A 16,334-nucleotide genomic window follows, 5' to 3' on the forward strand; every position below is an offset into this window, starting at 1 on the left:
GGATAAATGGCTTCAGGATTAAGAGAAGGAATGGCCGCTATAGCTCAGCAGGGTTTGCGACAGCCAAAAGAGGCGATGCAGGAGACAAAAAGCCGGAAAAACAATCTGTACATTGGCATCCCGAGAGAAATTTCCTTCCAGGAAAACCGCATTGCGCTCACCCCGCTGTCTGTAGCACTACTTGTTAACAATGGCCATCAGGTCATTATCGAGAGCGGGGCGGGAAAAGGCGCAAATTTTTCAGATCAGAACTATGCCGAACAGGGTGCCCGTATTTCGCACGATAAAAAAGAGGTTTTCCAGGCAGATATAATTGTAAAGATCGCTCCGCCAACAATGGATGAGATCGAACTTATGCACAAAGGCCAGACGCTGGTATCTTCTTTGCCTACAGGCACCTTAAAAGGGTCTTATCTTAAAGCGCTGCTTCAGAAAAAGATCAACGCATTATGTTTTGAGCACCTGCGCGATGAAGGAAATGTCTTGTGTGTGGTACGCGCCATGAGTGAAATTGTTGGTTCTACATCCATCCTGATCGCCGCAGAATACCTGAGCAGCGTAACCGGAGGTAAGGGCCTGATGCTTGGCGGCTTCACGGGCGTTCCTCCGACAGAAATCGTAATCCTGGGCGCCGGGACCGTGGGCGAATACGCTGCAAGAACAGCCCTTTCGCTTGGTGCGGAAGTAAAGGTGTTTGACAGCTCGATCTATCGCCTTCGCCGGCTGCAGACTAATCTGGGAAACAGCAGGGTGTTTACCTCTGTGATGCAACCCATTGTGCTTAATAAAGCGATTACAACCTGCGATGTGGTTATCGGCGCGATCCGTGCAACGCACGGCCGCAGTCCATGCGTTGTTATGGAAGAAACCGTTAGCCGGATGAAACCGGATTCGGTTGTAATCGACGTGAGCATTGATCAGGGCGGCTGTTTCGAAACATCTGAGGTAACCAACCACAAAGATCCCGTATTCAGAAAGTATGATGTAATTCACTACTGTGTACCAAACATCGCATCGCGCGTGCCGCGTACGGCGTCTTACGCGCTGACAAACATATTTGCCCCGATCCTGCTTGATATCGGCGACATGGGCGGACTGATGAACATGGCCTGGCAGCGGCCCGGCATCCGGGACGCCCTGTACATTTACCAGGGCCACCTGACCAATAAAGACCTTGCAGATATGTTCAATTTCCCCTTCAAAGACCTTGAACTCATTATGGTGTCAAACCAATAGACGTCTATGAAAAGACTGCTCTTTCTGCTATTCCTGCCCCTGGCCTTTCAGGCCTGTGCGCAGAAAAACGCACAAAACCCCTACGGACTTAAAATCATAAACAATTACATCTCTTACCAGGCATCGGTTAAAGAAAATCCGGATAACCGGCTTGTCGAGATTAAGAAGGCTGTTCCGTCAATCAGGCTTGATATCAGGTATGCGACCAAAAATAATTTCATGAACCGCGTCATGTATTCGCAGCCGAGGGCTTTCGCCAGAAAACCCGTTGTGGAACAGCTGAAAAATGTCCAGGCTGCATTACGCAAACAAGGCCTGGGCTTAAAGATTTATGATGCCTACCGGCCCTATGCCGTAACCCTTGATTTTTTCAGGCAGGCTGCAGATAAGGATTTTGTAGCAAACCCCAACAAAGGCTCCAAACACAACCGTGGCTGTGCAGTCGATCTGACGCTTGTCTCATTGAAGACCGGCAAAGAACTGCCGATGCCGACACCATTCGACAGTTTCAAACCTGAAGCTGCTGCACGGTACGCCAACCTTACTCCGGCTGTAAAAAAGAACCGTGACCTTTTGATCAGCGTGATGCAACGCCACGGTTTCCGGGTTATCTATAATGAATGGTGGCACTTTGATTTCAACGGATGGCAGAATTACAGCCTTATGGATATCCCCTTCGAAAAACTCTAGGGCCTGGCGTGGTGTTCAGCACCGTAATGTTTCGTAGTCAGGGTAACCCTGTTATCCTTTCTGACGATTTTAAAAATGTAGTCATAGTCTTCGTCTGAGAGGTCTTTCGGCTTAAATTCCGCACCCAGCGCCCGCAGAATATCCGGAACCGTGTTGGAATGCCCGGCAATAAGGATCTTTTCTTCAGCGTTGTGTGTTGACACTGTAGCCGCGAGTTCTGATACATTTTGGTAAGATCGTATCTCGACATCGCTGCCGGTCGCAACACCCGCCACTGTTGCTCGTGTTCGTTTAAAAGGGGTACTATAGACCTGGGTTATCTTTTCGGTTTCAAGGAGTCTGGTTAGTGCTTCGGCACGCAGTTTACCGGTTTCACTAAGTTCAGGATCAGTGGTCAGCACGGCGGTGCTTTTTTCTGCATGTCTTACAACCCAGATGGTTTGCGCATGGAGGCTGCCTGCAAGCAGCACGAAACAAATTAGTACGAATATATTTTTAATCATAGCTGGTTTATCGTTTCTATAAGTTCATCGAGCTGGTCTTTCGTATGCCCGCTGTTTAATACCACCCGGTTCAGCGCTGGCCCGTCGCTATCGGGATATGGAAAAGAGGAGATAAGAATTTCATGAGGCGCCAGTTTTTGCTGCAGCCCGGGATCGGTACTGCAGAAAACCGGCAATTCGCTGATAAACTTCCAATCGCTGCGGCCTTCAAGCGCTGAGGCCAGATACCGGTGGTTTTCCTGCAGCTTTTGCCATTGGTTTTTGTACAGGTCGGCGCTCTTCATAAATGCAAATAATGCCGCAGCAGCGGGGGGAGATGCGCCGTTAAACATGACATGTTTTTTCAGGCTGGCTATCCGGCCGGTAGTGCCCAGAACGACACCTGCATCAATACCAAGGGCTTTCGCCATAGACGCTACAACCAGCGTTTCGCGGCGCGTGCTGTTTTTGAGCCGGGAATAAGCGCCAAGCCCGTTATCCAACAGGCCGATTCCATGAGAATCATCGGCTAGTAACAGCTGGCTTCCATCGCCCGGCAGTGCAGAAAAGTCATACCGTTCGGGCTGCAGGTTATTCAAGGTATTGCTAAGCACCATGCCCTTGGCATTCTGCCCCCGCAGATTCTGTAACCATAGCGTAAAACCCTGGCCTGAGGGAACAGGATCATTAAGCCAAAGCGCCGGATGTGCGCCGGGCGCATAAATAAAGTGATGGTCTGCAAGTGCGCGAACACAAAGCTGGGCCGCCAGATAACCGCTTGAAACGATCAGCGCTGCTTCAGCGCCAAACCGATCTGCTGCAACGGCTTCTGCCTCTTCATACAAGGCAAGCTGAATATTGTTGCTCCGGCTGGTCCCGTTGTTAACGCCATAACGCTGCATACCCGCCTTGTACAGGTCAATGAATTCCGCATTTGTGGCCAGCCCCAGATAAGACGTGCCGCCGAAATACAAATAGGAACGGCCGTCTGCTTCGATGCTGTTGCTAATTGCCTGCTGAAGTTTTATTGCCATCAATTATAGTTTCTGCCCAGTTGATCGTTTGCAGCCTTTATAATGGACCCTGCAGAATTGGTGTCCTGGTAGATCTCCCAGAACATGATTCCGTTGCAGCGCTGGCTCGCAAGGGCTGTTTTTTGTTTTATAGTAATTGAACCGTTAAAATAATAATCTGTGTTGTTATACCGTGCATAGTCGCCTGTTATATCAATACCTGCAGCTTCAAATTCGCGAACAGTCGCGGCAGTACCGCCGGCGGTTTTCCCGTAAGCAGGCATGCCAAGCACCGCCTTTTTCCTTGGCATGCCCCGGGTGTTAAGCCAGTAATTCAAAGAAGCGACCGTCATGTTGTACGAAGCGTGGTTCAATTCTCCCTGCCAGCCGGCCCCGTCGTAGATCATGATGTTGAAGAAATCCGCATAAGAAAAAACTTCTGTCCTGATGCCGTCGCGAACGGTTCCCGCGTACACACCCGGTGTAATGGCTGCGCTCAGAAACTTATTGTGCTTGTGTAGCGAATCTGATAATTCTTTCATCAGCAATGCGTATGTCTCGTCAGACACATTCTGCCGCGGATACTCCCAGTCCATATCCAGTCCGTCGAGTTCGTTGCTGCGAACAAAGGCAAGAGCATTTTTAACAAAAGCAGTCCGTGTAGTCGCAGAAGCAGCCATAGACACAAAGATAGCTGCATCTCCCGAGACGGAGATACCGGTTTTAACGCCCCTTGCCTTTGCCTGCTGAATGACGGTATTAAACCTCCCCGGTTGAGACAGCGGTGCCAACGACCCGTCTGCACGGGGATTCAGGAAGGCATAAAACAAGTGCGTTACCATCTTATACTTCGACGGGTCGACCCCGGCAGGATCACGGTAGCTGGGAAAATACCCTACGATTTTAAACGAGGAGTCGGATACATACGCAGCCGGCGGATTCACTTCAGGCTCGGCAATGAACGTATCTTTACTGCAGGCAGCGAAGATAAATGGAAATACAAATGCCAGCAACAGGTAGCGGTTCTTCATAGATCAGATTTAAATGGTTGATAACCAAATCTAACCAATTGCAAATCAAAACCGCACAATCCTGCACGAAAAATATCCCTAAATCTGGTTCAGCTAATAATTATCATGAATTCCAGTCATGATTCGCACCATTTCTTTGCGTACTTCTGCGGTTGGCTGCAGGAAATTATTGTTCATAAACGCAAAGAACAGCGTTTTGCCTTTGCGCGTCCGGATGTAGCCGCTTTGGTTATGGATGTTTGAAAGCGTTCCCGTTTTACCAAATACAAACGGCTGATCAGTTTTGGCATAGGCATTTCTCAGCGTTCCGCTTTTTCCGCCGGCAGGCAACAGGTCATACAGCTTTTGTTTGTCAGGAAACTCCTGCCAGATCAGGTCTAGCAGGTAGATCATATCCCTCGGCGTGAAAAGATTCATTCTGGACAACCCAGAGCCATCCGCCCATTGTGGTTTATCGGGCAAGCCAGCCAGATAGGTCTTTGTGATATGTGCAATGGCTTTCCCGGTGTTCAGCTCCAGCCCGGCCTGGTCAGCGTATACCAAAAGCAACTGCTCGGCGATAAAATTGTCGCTCGGCAGCATCATCTGTTTCAGAACAGAATCGCGGTGCGCACCGAAAATGGTTCGGGCGTATGACGGCATGCTGCGGGGAAGTATGTGTACAGGCCTATTTAATGTATCTGAAAGCAGGTTCAGCGTAAGTGTTTCTGACACCTTATATGGAATCTGTTGCTCAAATTTATCAGGGACCAATGTATCAGGATATTCGAAGCGATTTTCAAGATAGGCGCGTTGGATGCTAAAATCACCTTTTTTTTCCGGATTCTTCTCAAAACAGCTGGTAAATAAGCGGGGGCTTACGAGCAGGCCGCCCGTTGGGCTCTTCCTGACGGCAACAAGGTTATCCATAACAGGGAGCTCGTTTAGCTCGGCCTGGTAATAGTCGTTATAATCGTCCCAGGCCCAGCCCGTAGCATAAAATGAACCCGTGTAGCGGCCAGGGGCGTAAAATAGCTTTTTAGGGCTCCCGGCGAGAAAGTCCAGTGCTTTGCGGTTTTTCAGCTGCGAGTGAAGAAACGACGGGTCCCCGGTGCCCCAGAAAATAAGTGAGTCGCCCTGTTCAATGTACCGCAGTGAAGGCACCGAATCTTTCAGTATCTTTAAACCAGCATAAAATGTATAGAGCTTGGTATTTGATGCCGGCGTGTAATAGCGATCGGCATCCTGCTGATACAGCATCTTTTTGCTTTCAGGATCATAAAGGGCGAAACCAACCCTGTATTGCCTGATCAGCGCTGAATTTTTAAAGGTTTTTTTCACGTCGCGGCTGATGTGTTGCTCTGCGGAGCAGGATGCAAAAAGAATGGCAGCAGCAAGGGCGGTACAAAAGCGATGTGATTTCATTTGAAACGGGGTCTGCGGGTGAAAAAATGTCGTTACTAAAATATTAATTTAGATTAATGATCATGAGCCGGGTCGTCGTAAAAACACTTGTTTTTTTATGCCTGCTATTGCCGTTTCTGCCAGTCGTGGAAAGACAGGCTGCTCATGCACAAAATTTTCAGTTTAGGGCAAAGCGTGACAAACAGACCCTAAATTTTAAGTTTGTAAAAAACCTGATGATCATTCCGATCTTTGTAAACGGAAAAGGTCCCTTCGATTTTATTCTGGATACCGGGGTTGGCCCGATGGTGATTACCAACCCCTCCATTCTTGATTCTGCCCTCGCAAAAAACTACACGCCTTTTAAGATTTTTGGCCTGGGTAAAGGCCTTGCCCTCGATGCCCGTTTTACAAATAAGATTCAGGTTGAGATTGGACGAAGCTTATCTGAGATCACCCCAACCGCTGTGCTTGCCGAAGATGTTTTTAACCTCTCGGGATATGTTGGTCAGCCAATTTATGGCCTGATCGGATATTCCTTTTTCAAAAGTTTCATTGTGCATATCCGGTACGACTCCAGGCGGCTTACCTTCTATAGCCCCAACAAGCGGGTCCGCTTCAAAGGTCAAAAAATTCCTATTGAGCTTACGCTGAACAAACCATACGTTCAGGCAAAGGTCCTTACAAGCCGCGGCGATACCGTTCAGACCAGACTGATCATTGATACGGGCGGAAGCCACGCGCTATCGCTTGAAGCTTATCAGAACAGGCCCTTTCCCTTGCCCGATTCAACGATTGAGGCAAACCTGGGGATGGGTTTGAGTGGGGTAATAGACGGGAAAATGGGACGGGTTAAATCGGTCTCCATAGGCACCTTCAAGCTTAGCGATGTATTGACCGGCTTTCCGAACTTTGAAGATGTAGCAAGCAAGACTGAAGGGACCGGACGTAACGGAAATCTCGGCGCCAATTTAATGAAAAAGTTCAACGTTTTTTTTGACTACAACGAGGGCTTTATTCACCTAAAGCGAAATCATTTTTTTAAAGAGCGGTCAGAGCATGACATGTCGGGCATGTCGGTATATATCGATTTTGATCATGACGGCCGGTATTTTGCAGGCCGGATCGAACCCGCCTCGCCTGCGCATATGGCCGGTTTTCTCCCCGGCGATGAGCTCCTTAAAATAAATTTCAAGCCCGTAAGCGAACATACTTTATCTGAAATCGATGAATTGTTCAAATCGCGTGACGGGCGGCCGCTGCTTATCGAAATAAACCGGAACGGCAGCCGGGAACTGATGCTGCTCAAATTAAGAAAACGAATCTGAGACGCCGGAAATGTAAAAATACGAGGAGGTCTGGCTTCATGCGCAGGCTTTGAGTATACTTGCATATGCGTTTCAAACAACTTCTGTTGCCCCTCTTCCTGCTGATAGTTACCCAGGCAGAAGCACAATATTCCGATTCTGTTGCCGTTCGAAAAGCCAGATGGCAAAAAGTCCGCATTGCTAAAGACGTCAGGCTTTACCGCTATCATTTTAATGCCAAAGAGCTTTTTTCAGCGAATGAGTTTATTTCTTATCTCGAAGTTAAGAGGCCGGGTAAGCGGGCCATGCTGGAAATTGGTTACGAAAAGCAGGAATTAAAAACTGTTCCGGCATTTGGTGAACAGGCGGGTGCACTGGCTGCTGTAAACGGAACATTCTTCGACGTGAAAAACGGCGGGTCTGTAGATTTTATCAAATCTGCGGGGCAGGTCATCACTCAGAACCGGTTGGATAAGGATGGAAAAAGAAGCCGGCACCAGATGGCTGCTGTAGTGATACACAACGGCAAGCCCGAAATTGTTAAATGGGATGGCAGTGCTGACTGGGAAAACAAATTGCCGCACGATGATGTCATGCTGAGCGGTCCGTTGCTGCGGTTGAACGGACTCGACGAGTCGCTCGATAGCGCAGCGTTTAATAAACTCCGCCACCCCCGAACCTGTGTCGGCCTGCGGCCGGACGGTAAAATCATCCTGCTCACGGTTGACGGACGCCAGGAGCAGTCGGCCGGAATGAGCCTTTTTGAATTAACCAAACTGATGCGCTGGCTGGGCTGTATCGCTGCAATCAACCTGGATGGTGGCGGTTCAACAACACTCTGGGTAAACGCTGAGCCTGATGGTGGCGTAGTTAATTACCCGAGCGATAACAAGAAATGGGACCATGCCGGCACCCGGAAGGTGGCAAATGTGATTTTTGTGAAAGCGAAGAAACGATAATGACGAAATACCGGATTGTATACACGGTGGTGCTGGCTGCAATTTTAGCGGCCTGTTCACATGGCGACAAAAGAAAAGATGCTTCCCTCCGCGATTTTACCTTTGCCCCTGTAAAGGGCATTCGTTATGAAGAGGTTAAACGCCGGTTTAGTACGGGGCTTTCTGTAAATGAGATGGGCTTTCACCAGGAACCCTCGTGGATCATAGAATTTGTTTCAGACGATTCTGTGCTGGCTTACTACCCAAAGAAAAAGGTGATGCAGGGATTTCATCTTCACTATGATCATGCTGATGTCTATAACTTTGCGAAAGAATGGTTTCGTGTCAAAAAGATCACCAAAGACAGTCTCGTATTTCAACGACTGCAGGTCAACCAGCGCGAAATAGCAAGCGATATCAGTTCTGATGTCAATATGACCTTTTACGCACAAAGTTATATTCGAAACAAATTGAGGACAACCGCGCGATTGCTGCAGCGCCCTACACAGGCTGACACAGCCTATATCAGAAAACTTTCAGACCGGTCTAACAGAAATCCTGGCAACCGTGACAGTGCCTTTGCCGCGCGGCAGCCGGTACAGTTTATAAGCCGCAGTCCGCTGCTGACCGTCGAAACCATCAGTAACCAGGACCCGCTTACTGGAAAAACGGCCTCATACGACTACATGTTCCCTGAATACAAGATTACGATCAGAAAAGCCTATAAAGATTTCGCATTTCGCTTTGGATGCGTCATTGATGCCAGGGGTGGAATCCATATCGGCAAAATCACCGGTGTGATTCCTGAGTACTATGCGCAGCGAAAAAAAGTGATCGAAGGCGTGATCAGCGTTTACCTGAGTAATCTTGCAACCCTACGGCCGGGAACGAGTTTCGGCATTCCGCACAGCTCAGAAATAACGCTGAACATCACGGGAAAGGCTGATAATTAGGCGTTTATAAATGGGCAACCGTCTCAAAATAAAATTTAAGCGGTGTGGTTTTATTAAAATAAAAACCTAACTTGCAGGCTTACACTAATAATTAATACAATGCAAGAAGGAACAGTAAAATTCTTTAATGTGACCAAAGGCTTCGGCTTCATCGTCCCAGCAAACGGAGACGGAGATATCTTTGTTCACTCAACTGGTCTTATTGACCAAATCCGTGAAAACGACAAAGTTCAGTACGAAGTTGAAAACGGAAAAAAAGGCTTAAATGCCGTTAATGTGAAAGTAATTTAATTTATTATCATATTTGCAAAAAAGGCGGCTTTCTCAGGAAAGACCGCCTTTTTTAATTGTGTTTATCACACCTTGCCAGCGGTAACGTTTTCCTCTCCGGTATTTTCAAGGAAAAGCTTGTAAACCTGCGTTAGTTTCCAATCGCCCGTGCCATCATTTTCAATAATCAGATAGTTTTGCTGCGCCCCCTCGCAAAGCTCATATTTTATATCTACGCGCGCTACGACAATTGCTGAAGTTTTTGAAACGATTTCATACCCTACAGAACAGTCGCGTTGTATCATGCCTGCATTTTTTCTCATAAAGTCGATTACGCTCGTTCCCTGCTGTACCACCACCCGGGTATCCCGGTTAGATTTGAATGTTACATCGTGCCCAAGCACCTGGCTCAATTTTTTGTAATCGCCGTGCTTCAGGTAACTTTCAACAAATGCAGTTATAACCATTTTTACGTCGTTTTTGGGTTTGGCCGCGAACGTGCTGAACATGCTACCCAGTAGCAGGAATATTAGAACTTGAAGTCTCATAACCATTGTGTTTTTATATAAAAGTAGCACAGGAAAAAGCCGCGCTGTGTGCTGAAAACACTTATAAAAAATATTTAACACATTGATATACAATAAAAAACAGCAAACGCCAATCCTGGACATTTGCTGTTATCATTTTTTAATCATTAATAACCTGGCATGAAAAAACATCTACAAGGTTTTATGCCATATTACGGGTCTAAGATACCGGAAAGCAATTTGGTTGCATATGCAGAAATCCCCTTTTATGCTGGCATTGGCGTACCTGCGGCACGATACTTCAGCGGAGTCATCGTAAAGTTATTCCTGAACAGGCGGATAAAAGAACTCGGACATTCAAAACCAACCATCCCCACAATCTCGTGAAGCGCATACGGCGTGTTTCTGAGCAGGTAACGCGCCCGTTTCAGCCGCAGGCGGATCAGGTATTGATGAGGAGAGAATCCGTAGGCCTCTTTAAATGTTCGCATAAAATGGTTGACCGACAGGCAGGCAATGTCTGCCGCGTCCTGCAGGCTGATATTTTTGTTATAGTTGCTGCTTATGTATTCCCGTGCATCATTAAGCCTTTTCATGACCTCTTCCCGTGTTGTAGCTTTACTGAAACGCAGTTTTTCCATTCGGAGCACGACCTCCCGGCTAAACACCGTAAAATAGTTTTGCAGACAATGGTAGAGATATTCATTGATCAGTTCCTCGTTATCGGTACCGCGTTCCAGGTGTCTGCGCAGGTGCCCGATCGTAATGCGCATATCATCCGAGATCGGATACAGTGATTCTCCGAAGCCGCCTTTGGTCATTTGCTCAGCGGCTATCCCTGTTTGCTTAAGAAAGCTATTGATAAAAGATGTAGAAAAGCTGATCGTCAGGATTTCCACATCGAAATCAGCACTGATCGTTACTTCACTTTTTATGCCGGGGCTTAACATGAGGCAGGAGTCAGGATACAGTTGTGCCTTACGTTTCCCAAACCGGTAGAGCGCTGTACCATTCAGCACAACATTTAATGTATACGCAACATGATCCTGCTGCTGAACGGCTTCATGGGCTGTTTCTATCCTGATCAGGTTTTGGTTTCGGAGTGTCTTCTGAAATTTCATGAGCGCGGTTATTAGCTTTATACAAACCCGTTTAGTTCTTTCTCTTCGCTGTAATCACGCTCCTCGATCAACAGGCAGGTGTTTCCCGTCGGATCGACAAAAACAGCAGACAACCCGGCTTGCATATAACTGGGCGATTGTGAAAATGAGATCCCCTTATTTCTTAATTCAAAACAGGTTTCCAGGCAATCTGTGGTCAGCAGGACCACATCTGCATCAACATCACAGATTAAATCGTCGGGACGCGGAAGGACCTGATTAAACGTTTCTGTATCAATTCCCAGGGTATGTTCAAAAAAATCGCGTGCTGAGGGCTGCAGCGCGGCATCTGGTCTGGTGTATTTGAGGGATAAAGACATGGCTCGTTGTTACATTTACTTCTGTGTAAAATTACCGGAGAATAAAATCCTGCGCTTCACCCAAAACGGGTGATTTTGCGAAACTAACTGTTAAAAAATGTTAGAAATAGCATAAACGCGACATCGAGAACCTAAATGAATCGTTTGTCGCGGGCTGTGCGGATTGCTTCTGATTTCGAGTTGACGTCCAGTTTTACGTAGATATTTTTAACATGACTTCGAACAGTTTCGGTATCGATGAACAGGGTTTGGGCTACCTGGCTTTTTGTCTGCCCGCCTGCAATAAGTTCAAGGATTTCTGTTTCCCGCCTGGTTAAGGGAGAGTTGAGATTTTTCTGAAAGGACCGCATCACAATTCGCGCCACATTGGTGCTCATAGCACCGCCGCCAGACCGCACTTCGCGTACGGCTTCGATAATTCTTGCCCCGGGCGAGTTCTTAGTCAGGTAACCGCTGGCACCTTTGCCCAGCGCTTCAAAAACCATCTCTTCAGAGTCAAATACGGTAAGGATTACGATAGAGACGTCTGGCAGCATCTTTTTTATGACCGGAAGCGCGTCGAGGCCATTTGTGCCGGGCATTTCAATATCGAGAAGAATCACATCGGGCGATTCAGCCTGAAGATACCGCCGGGCATCATCGAAAGAAGGATAAGCATTGAGCACCTGATAACCGGGCACATCGCTCAGCAAGCTCCGGTAAGCCATGCGCAAAATCTCGTCGTCTTCAATGATCAGTATGCGTATTTTTTGGTCCATTCGCTGAGCAGGTTTAGATTTTAGACGCCGCCAAAACTAAATTGTGACACGGATAGATGTAAAAATCGTAATTTTTGTTCCTTTTCCCTGCGCTGAGGAGACTGCCAGACTGGAGCCTATGCGCTCGGAACGGACGCGGATGTTCTTCAGGCCGTTGCCATTAGACGCTGTTTCCGGATCAAAACCCTTCCCGTCGTCTTCCGTTTCGATATCAATTGTATTTTGCGCATTGCGTGTAATGCGAATCACTACCCTTGCCGCCCCCGCATGCTTCAGGATATTATTCAGGATTTCCTTAAAGATCAGACTGAGGTTTCGGTTGAACTCCATAGACAAGTGGATTTTCTTGTACTGTTCATCAAGACCTTCCACGTGGAACGCCACCCCTGTATGTGCAAAAAGCTCCTGGCCAACATCAGCAACATGGTTCATGATTTCAAGGAGATTGTCGCTCTTCGGATCCAGCGCCCACAGGATATCTTTTGTGCCTGTATAGAGAAGTCCGGCGTTCTCCCTGATCAGGCGGATAAGTTCTTTTTCTTCGATTTGCTGCGCATCAATCTTCTTATCGAGTATTTCGGAAAGAACCGTGATCCGTGTAAGTTTATTTCCTATATCATCATGAAAATCTTCAGCGGTCTGGGTACGAATGCGTTCTTTCTCTGCGCGCCTGATGGCCTCAACCTGTTTTTCCTTACGTTGTTTTTGTTTGAACCAGTACCGCAAACCCGTGTAAATGATGGCGAACACAAGAACTGTAGAAAGGAGTTTAAACCACCAGGTCTCATAAAATGCCGGCACAACATAAAAAGCAAATTCCTTCAGCGGCGACGACTTACCCTGTGCCAGGGAACGGACCTGGAAGACGTAGTGTCCGGGCTCGAGATTGGAATATTCGACTTCTTCGTTAGTTACCGGACTGTTGAAATCAAGATCAGACCCGACCAGCCTGTACTGATAGCTGATGCTGTTGGGGTTTGTAAGGAATACGCCTTCAAAGCGGATAGACAGGTGATCGCGGTGAGAGGCCAGTTCAACATTTTTTCCGGCCTGCGGAATGTAGATCAGCGAATCGCGGGCGCCGGGTTCATTGCTATGCAGCACCAGCCGGTTTATATGTACCGACGGTCTGCTGCCGGGTTTCTCGCCCGGACCAGTCTTACAGGCAACAATTCCGCCCGTGGTTCCCACCAGCATATAACTTTTATAGTTCAGTATTGCGTTTTGATTACATTCGATAATAAGCGGATTCGCCTGATCTGACACGACATTGAAGCGGCCGGATGCCCGGTCAAAACTCAGTTTTTCGATCCCGCGGCCTGTTCCCATCCACAAGCGTTTTTGCGCGTCAAATTCAAGACTGTAAATATCGTTTGAATGCAGGCCGTTCGACGTGGTGTAACGAAACGTTGCGCCCGTTTTCAGGTTGTAACTGATCAGGCCATCACCAAGTGTGGCCACAAGCAACTGATCGCCCAGGCGGCGCAAGGACAGAACGTTCATTTTTCCGAGCGGAAGGTGTTTATGAACTTTCCGGTCGCGAATCATGTACACGCCGTTGGTCGTTGCAAGCACAAATTCGCGCGGGTTCAGTTCGAAAAGACTCGATACAAAACCTTTAAAACCGCCAACCGTTTGCAGTCGCCCGTCTTGCATATAAAGCAGCTGGATCCCCCTGCCAAGCCAGATACCGCCATCGGCAGTATGCAGAATGCTGTTAAACTCGCTTTTAGTGATATCTTCCTCTGCCGGCTTAATTAACTGCTTGAGACCCTTCTCATCCTGTATCCACAGGCCATGTCCATGCACAGACATCCAGATTCTCCCCTTCTTATCTGCCGACACAAAGTACACACTGCTTGCCGAAAAAGCACTGGGATTGACAGGAACGGGCGTTTTTCCATCATAGCGGAAGACTCCCTTATTAAATGTTGCGATCCAGAGGTTACCCTTCAGGTCTTTGGCCATGCCACTGATGGGGAATTCAAAATCTTTTCCCTGAACCTTGTTCATCCTGATGTATCTGTCGCCCTCATACTTATAAATGCCCTGACTAAAGCACGACAACCAGATATTGTTCTCTACATCACGGAAGATCTCATAAACCATATTGTCTGTAAAGCCATTGGCACCGCCAAACCGAAGTACCTCACCAGACGATCTGACAAGATAAGCACCCGTCTGCGTCCCCGCCCATAGCTGGCCTTTATGGTCCTGCTCAATGCTCATGAAATCACTGCCGGTGCCCGATAGCGGCGCGTAAGGCGAGATTCCGCGGCCTGAGCCATAATAGATCGCCTTCCGGCTGAGCAGAAAAAAATGTCCGGGGTTGTTCCTGTCAAAGATGATTCTTCGTAATATCAGGTTTCGTTCCTTCGCCGAAAAAAGGTACACGGGCTTCCAGGCGTTACCTTCAAGGCGCATGATTCCGCGCTCCTGGCAGATCGCATACAGGTTGCCCCGGGCATCGGTATTAATGGCTGTTACGCTGTTTCCCGGCAGGTGAGCAAAAACCGGTTTATCATTTACAAGCCGGAAAAGGCGCCTGCCGGCAACGCCCCAGATGGCACCTGTGTTGCTTTTCTTCAGAAAAGATACTTCTTCATTCAGATCCAGGTTATGGATCTGGTTATTTCTGATAAAACTCAGCCCCGCATCGCTTCCTGCTATGATCTGGTGCGTTGTATCTTCAACAATGCAGTTGACCATATTTGACAGGAGGCCGGAAGCCTTACTATACGAGGTGAATTTTTTTCCGTTAAAACTGCTTAAGCCCCCAAAGGTTCCGAGCCAGAGCATGCGGCGGCTATCCTGATAAAACACGCCAACCTGCGATTGCGGCAAGCCTTCCTTCAGGTTGTAATTCGTAAAACTATAGGTCTGAGAAAAGCCGGGCTGCGTGAAAACAAGCAGCATGTGAAGACAAATAAAAAGGAACCTCCCCGGCGAACGCGTTAGCATGACAGGCCAATGTAGAAACAAATCAGCCGCCAGACATCACCCAAAAAGGGGGATATTTGACGGCTGATCAACGTATTATTGCCTGAGCCGGTCAAACCGCGCGGCAAACACAAAAATAACTAAGTAACAGATAATAGGAAGATAATAGGCGCTCGCGATGTTCTTGTCTGCAACCATGCCCATTAACATAGGAAAGAAGGCCGCGCCAACAACACCCATAGACAGGAATGAAGCGGCCTGTTTTGTTTTCGAGCCGAGGTTCTTCATACCCAGACTGAAGATAGTCGGGAACATGATGCTGAAGAAAAAGTTGATCATCAGTAAGGCAGCGAATGATACCCAGCCTATACCCTGTGCTACGATGATACACATCAGCACATTGCATAATGCAAAGATGGCAAGCAATTTATTCGGAGCGATATAACGCATGAGGAAGGTGCCCACAAAACGGCCAAGGAGCATCATGCCCATAAAAGCTACCATAAACTGTCCGGCCGTAAAACTGCTGAAGCCCATGATTTCATGTCCGTAGTTGATAAAAAAGGCCCATGTTCCCCCTTGTGCCGCAGCGTTAAAAAGCTGTGCCAGAACAGCCCATACGAAATGCTTATGCGCAAAAAGGGACTTCTCGGGGTGCAGGTCTACATTCGCCCCGGCGGCACCCTGCTGTGGTTCTGAATGGAAATCTATAGTCTCTGGAACTTTTACGAAAGAAAAGCTCAGCGCTATGGCCGCAATCGCAATTCCGATGCCCATATAAAGCCCTTTTACTGACCCCAGGTCTGCAGAGCCGGCACGTTCAGGACCAAAGAGAATAAAAGCACCAAGTGCCGGTCCGATCATCGTACCAACTGCATTAAATGCCTGGGCAAAGTTTATACGCTGGTCGCTTGTTCGCTGATCGCCCAGCGAGGCAACGAATGGGTGCGCTACGGTTTCAAGCGTAGACAACCCGCAGCCAAGCACAAATAATGCGATGCGAAAAAAGGTGAAAGAACCAGCGTTTGCCGCCGGAATAAATAAAAAAGCTCCGAGCGAAAACAGGGATAATCCTAACAACACGCCGTTTTTGAAACCAAAACGTTTCATAAACAAGCCTGCGGGGATGCCCATAATAAAGTATGCCCCGAAAATGGAGAACTGCACAAGGCCTGACTGGGCTTTGCTGAGATGCATGGCTTCCTGGAAATGCTTATTAAGTACATCGCCCATGGTGATGGCGATGCCCCAAAGCATAAAAAGGGTGGTTACGTAAATCAGCGTTATTTTGAACTTCTGTTCGGTAAAAGGTACTTTTTCCATATG

General features: G+C 47.8%; 16 protein-coding genes. 6 read left to right on the forward strand and 10 right to left on the reverse strand.

Translation table 11 applies throughout. From position 1 onward, the window contains the following. The first annotated feature begins 6 nt into the window (after positions 1-6). Together EJV45_RS15465 and EJV45_RS15470 are read left to right on the forward strand one after the other, a co-directional pair. Complete coding sequence (locus tag EJV45_RS15465) at positions 7-1,236, forward strand: alanine dehydrogenase (protein WP_129716989.1); 1,230 nt, start codon at positions 7-9, stop codon at positions 1,234-1,236. Positions 1,237-1,242: 6 nt separating this feature from the next. Then, positions 1,243-1,926, forward strand: a complete 684-nt coding sequence (locus tag EJV45_RS15470; protein WP_129716991.1) for a M15 family metallopeptidase — start codon at positions 1,243-1,245, stop codon at positions 1,924-1,926. Here the strand turns inward: EJV45_RS15470 and EJV45_RS15475 are convergent. From EJV45_RS15475 to EJV45_RS15490, 4 genes are all read right to left on the reverse strand, one after another. Continuing rightward, the gene (locus EJV45_RS15475) at positions 1,923-2,429 is read right to left on the reverse strand and encodes a phosphoglycerate mutase family protein (protein ID WP_129716993.1); all 507 of its coding nucleotides are present in this window, start codon (positions 2,427-2,429) and stop codon (positions 1,923-1,925) included. The two genes, EJV45_RS15470 and EJV45_RS15475, sit on opposite strands and share 4 nt — an antisense overlap. Further along, the gene (locus EJV45_RS15480) at positions 2,426-3,442 is read right to left on the reverse strand and encodes an aminotransferase class I/II-fold pyridoxal phosphate-dependent enzyme (RefSeq protein ID WP_129716995.1); all 1,017 of its coding nucleotides are present in this window, start codon (positions 3,440-3,442) and stop codon (positions 2,426-2,428) included. The genes EJV45_RS15475 and EJV45_RS15480 overlap by 4 nt, the downstream gene beginning before the upstream one ends. Next, positions 3,442-4,452 (reverse strand): glycosyl hydrolase family 18 protein, encoded by a 1,011-nt coding sequence (locus EJV45_RS15485; RefSeq protein ID WP_129716997.1) that lies wholly within the window; start codon positions 4,450-4,452, stop codon positions 3,442-3,444. Before EJV45_RS15485 ends, EJV45_RS15480 begins: the two co-directional genes overlap by 1 nt. Before the next feature lie 93 nt (positions 4,453-4,545). After that, positions 4,546-5,856: a D-alanyl-D-alanine carboxypeptidase/D-alanyl-D-alanine-endopeptidase gene (locus EJV45_RS15490; RefSeq protein ID WP_129716999.1), complete on the reverse strand. Its 1,311-nt coding sequence runs from the start codon at positions 5,854-5,856 to the stop codon at positions 4,546-4,548. Between the two features lie 215 nt (positions 5,857-6,071). On the opposite strand from EJV45_RS15490, the gene EJV45_RS15495 reads away from it, so the two are divergent. The 4 genes from EJV45_RS15495 to EJV45_RS15510 all read left to right on the forward strand — a co-directional run bounded on the left by EJV45_RS15495 (position 6,072) and on the right by EJV45_RS15510 (position 9,324). Continuing rightward, a complete protein-coding gene (locus tag EJV45_RS15495; RefSeq protein WP_129717001.1) occupies positions 6,072-7,163 on the forward strand; it encodes a PDZ domain-containing protein in 1,092 nt (363 codons plus the stop codon). A gap of 65 nt (positions 7,164-7,228) precedes the next feature. Continuing rightward, positions 7,229-8,101 carry a phosphodiester glycosidase family protein gene (locus tag EJV45_RS15500; protein WP_129717003.1) on the forward strand — a complete coding sequence of 291 codons (873 nt, stop codon included), beginning with the start codon at positions 7,229-7,231 and terminating at the stop codon, positions 8,099-8,101. Next, positions 8,101-9,033, forward strand: coding sequence for a hypothetical protein (locus EJV45_RS15505; RefSeq protein WP_129717005.1), 933 nt, complete (start codon positions 8,101-8,103; stop codon positions 9,031-9,033). The genes EJV45_RS15500 and EJV45_RS15505 overlap by 1 nt, the downstream gene beginning before the upstream one ends. A 99-nt stretch (positions 9,034-9,132) precedes the next feature. Beyond that, the gene (locus EJV45_RS15510) at positions 9,133-9,324 is read left to right on the forward strand and encodes a cold-shock protein (RefSeq protein WP_129717007.1); all 192 of its coding nucleotides are present in this window, start codon (positions 9,133-9,135) and stop codon (positions 9,322-9,324) included. Positions 9,325-9,389: 65 nt separating this feature from the next. Here EJV45_RS15510 and EJV45_RS15515 read toward each other — a convergent pair whose 3' ends face one another. From EJV45_RS15515 to EJV45_RS15540, 6 genes are all read right to left on the reverse strand, one after another. Beyond that, positions 9,390-9,851, reverse strand: coding sequence for a hypothetical protein (locus EJV45_RS15515; RefSeq protein ID WP_129717009.1), 462 nt, complete (start codon positions 9,849-9,851; stop codon positions 9,390-9,392). 245 nt (positions 9,852-10,096) lie between these two features. Next, positions 10,097-10,951, reverse strand: a complete 855-nt coding sequence (locus EJV45_RS15520) for a helix-turn-helix domain-containing protein (RefSeq protein ID WP_129717011.1) — start codon at positions 10,949-10,951, stop codon at positions 10,097-10,099. 17 nt (positions 10,952-10,968) lie between these two features. Beyond that, entirely contained in the window at positions 10,969-11,310 is a 342-nt protein-coding gene (locus EJV45_RS15525) for a hypothetical protein (RefSeq protein WP_129717013.1), read from the reverse strand. 131 nt (positions 11,311-11,441) lie between these two features. Next, positions 11,442-12,068, reverse strand: coding sequence for a response regulator transcription factor (locus tag EJV45_RS15530; RefSeq protein ID WP_129717015.1), 627 nt, complete (start codon positions 12,066-12,068; stop codon positions 11,442-11,444). A 36-nt stretch (positions 12,069-12,104) separates the two neighbouring features. Beyond that, positions 12,105-14,984 carry a two-component regulator propeller domain-containing protein gene (locus EJV45_RS15535; protein WP_165305069.1) on the reverse strand — a complete coding sequence of 960 codons (2,880 nt, stop codon included), beginning with the start codon at positions 14,982-14,984 and terminating at the stop codon, positions 12,105-12,107. Between the two features lie 120 nt (positions 14,985-15,104). After that, positions 15,105-16,331, reverse strand: a complete 1,227-nt coding sequence (locus EJV45_RS15540) for a sugar MFS transporter (protein WP_129717019.1) — start codon at positions 16,329-16,331, stop codon at positions 15,105-15,107. Between the last annotated feature and the right edge of the window lie 3 nt (positions 16,332-16,334).

The sequence above is a fragment of the Pedobacter sp. SYP-B3415 genome (assembly GCF_004138205.1).
Classification (GTDB): domain Bacteria; phylum Bacteroidota; class Bacteroidia; order Sphingobacteriales; family Sphingobacteriaceae; genus Pedobacter.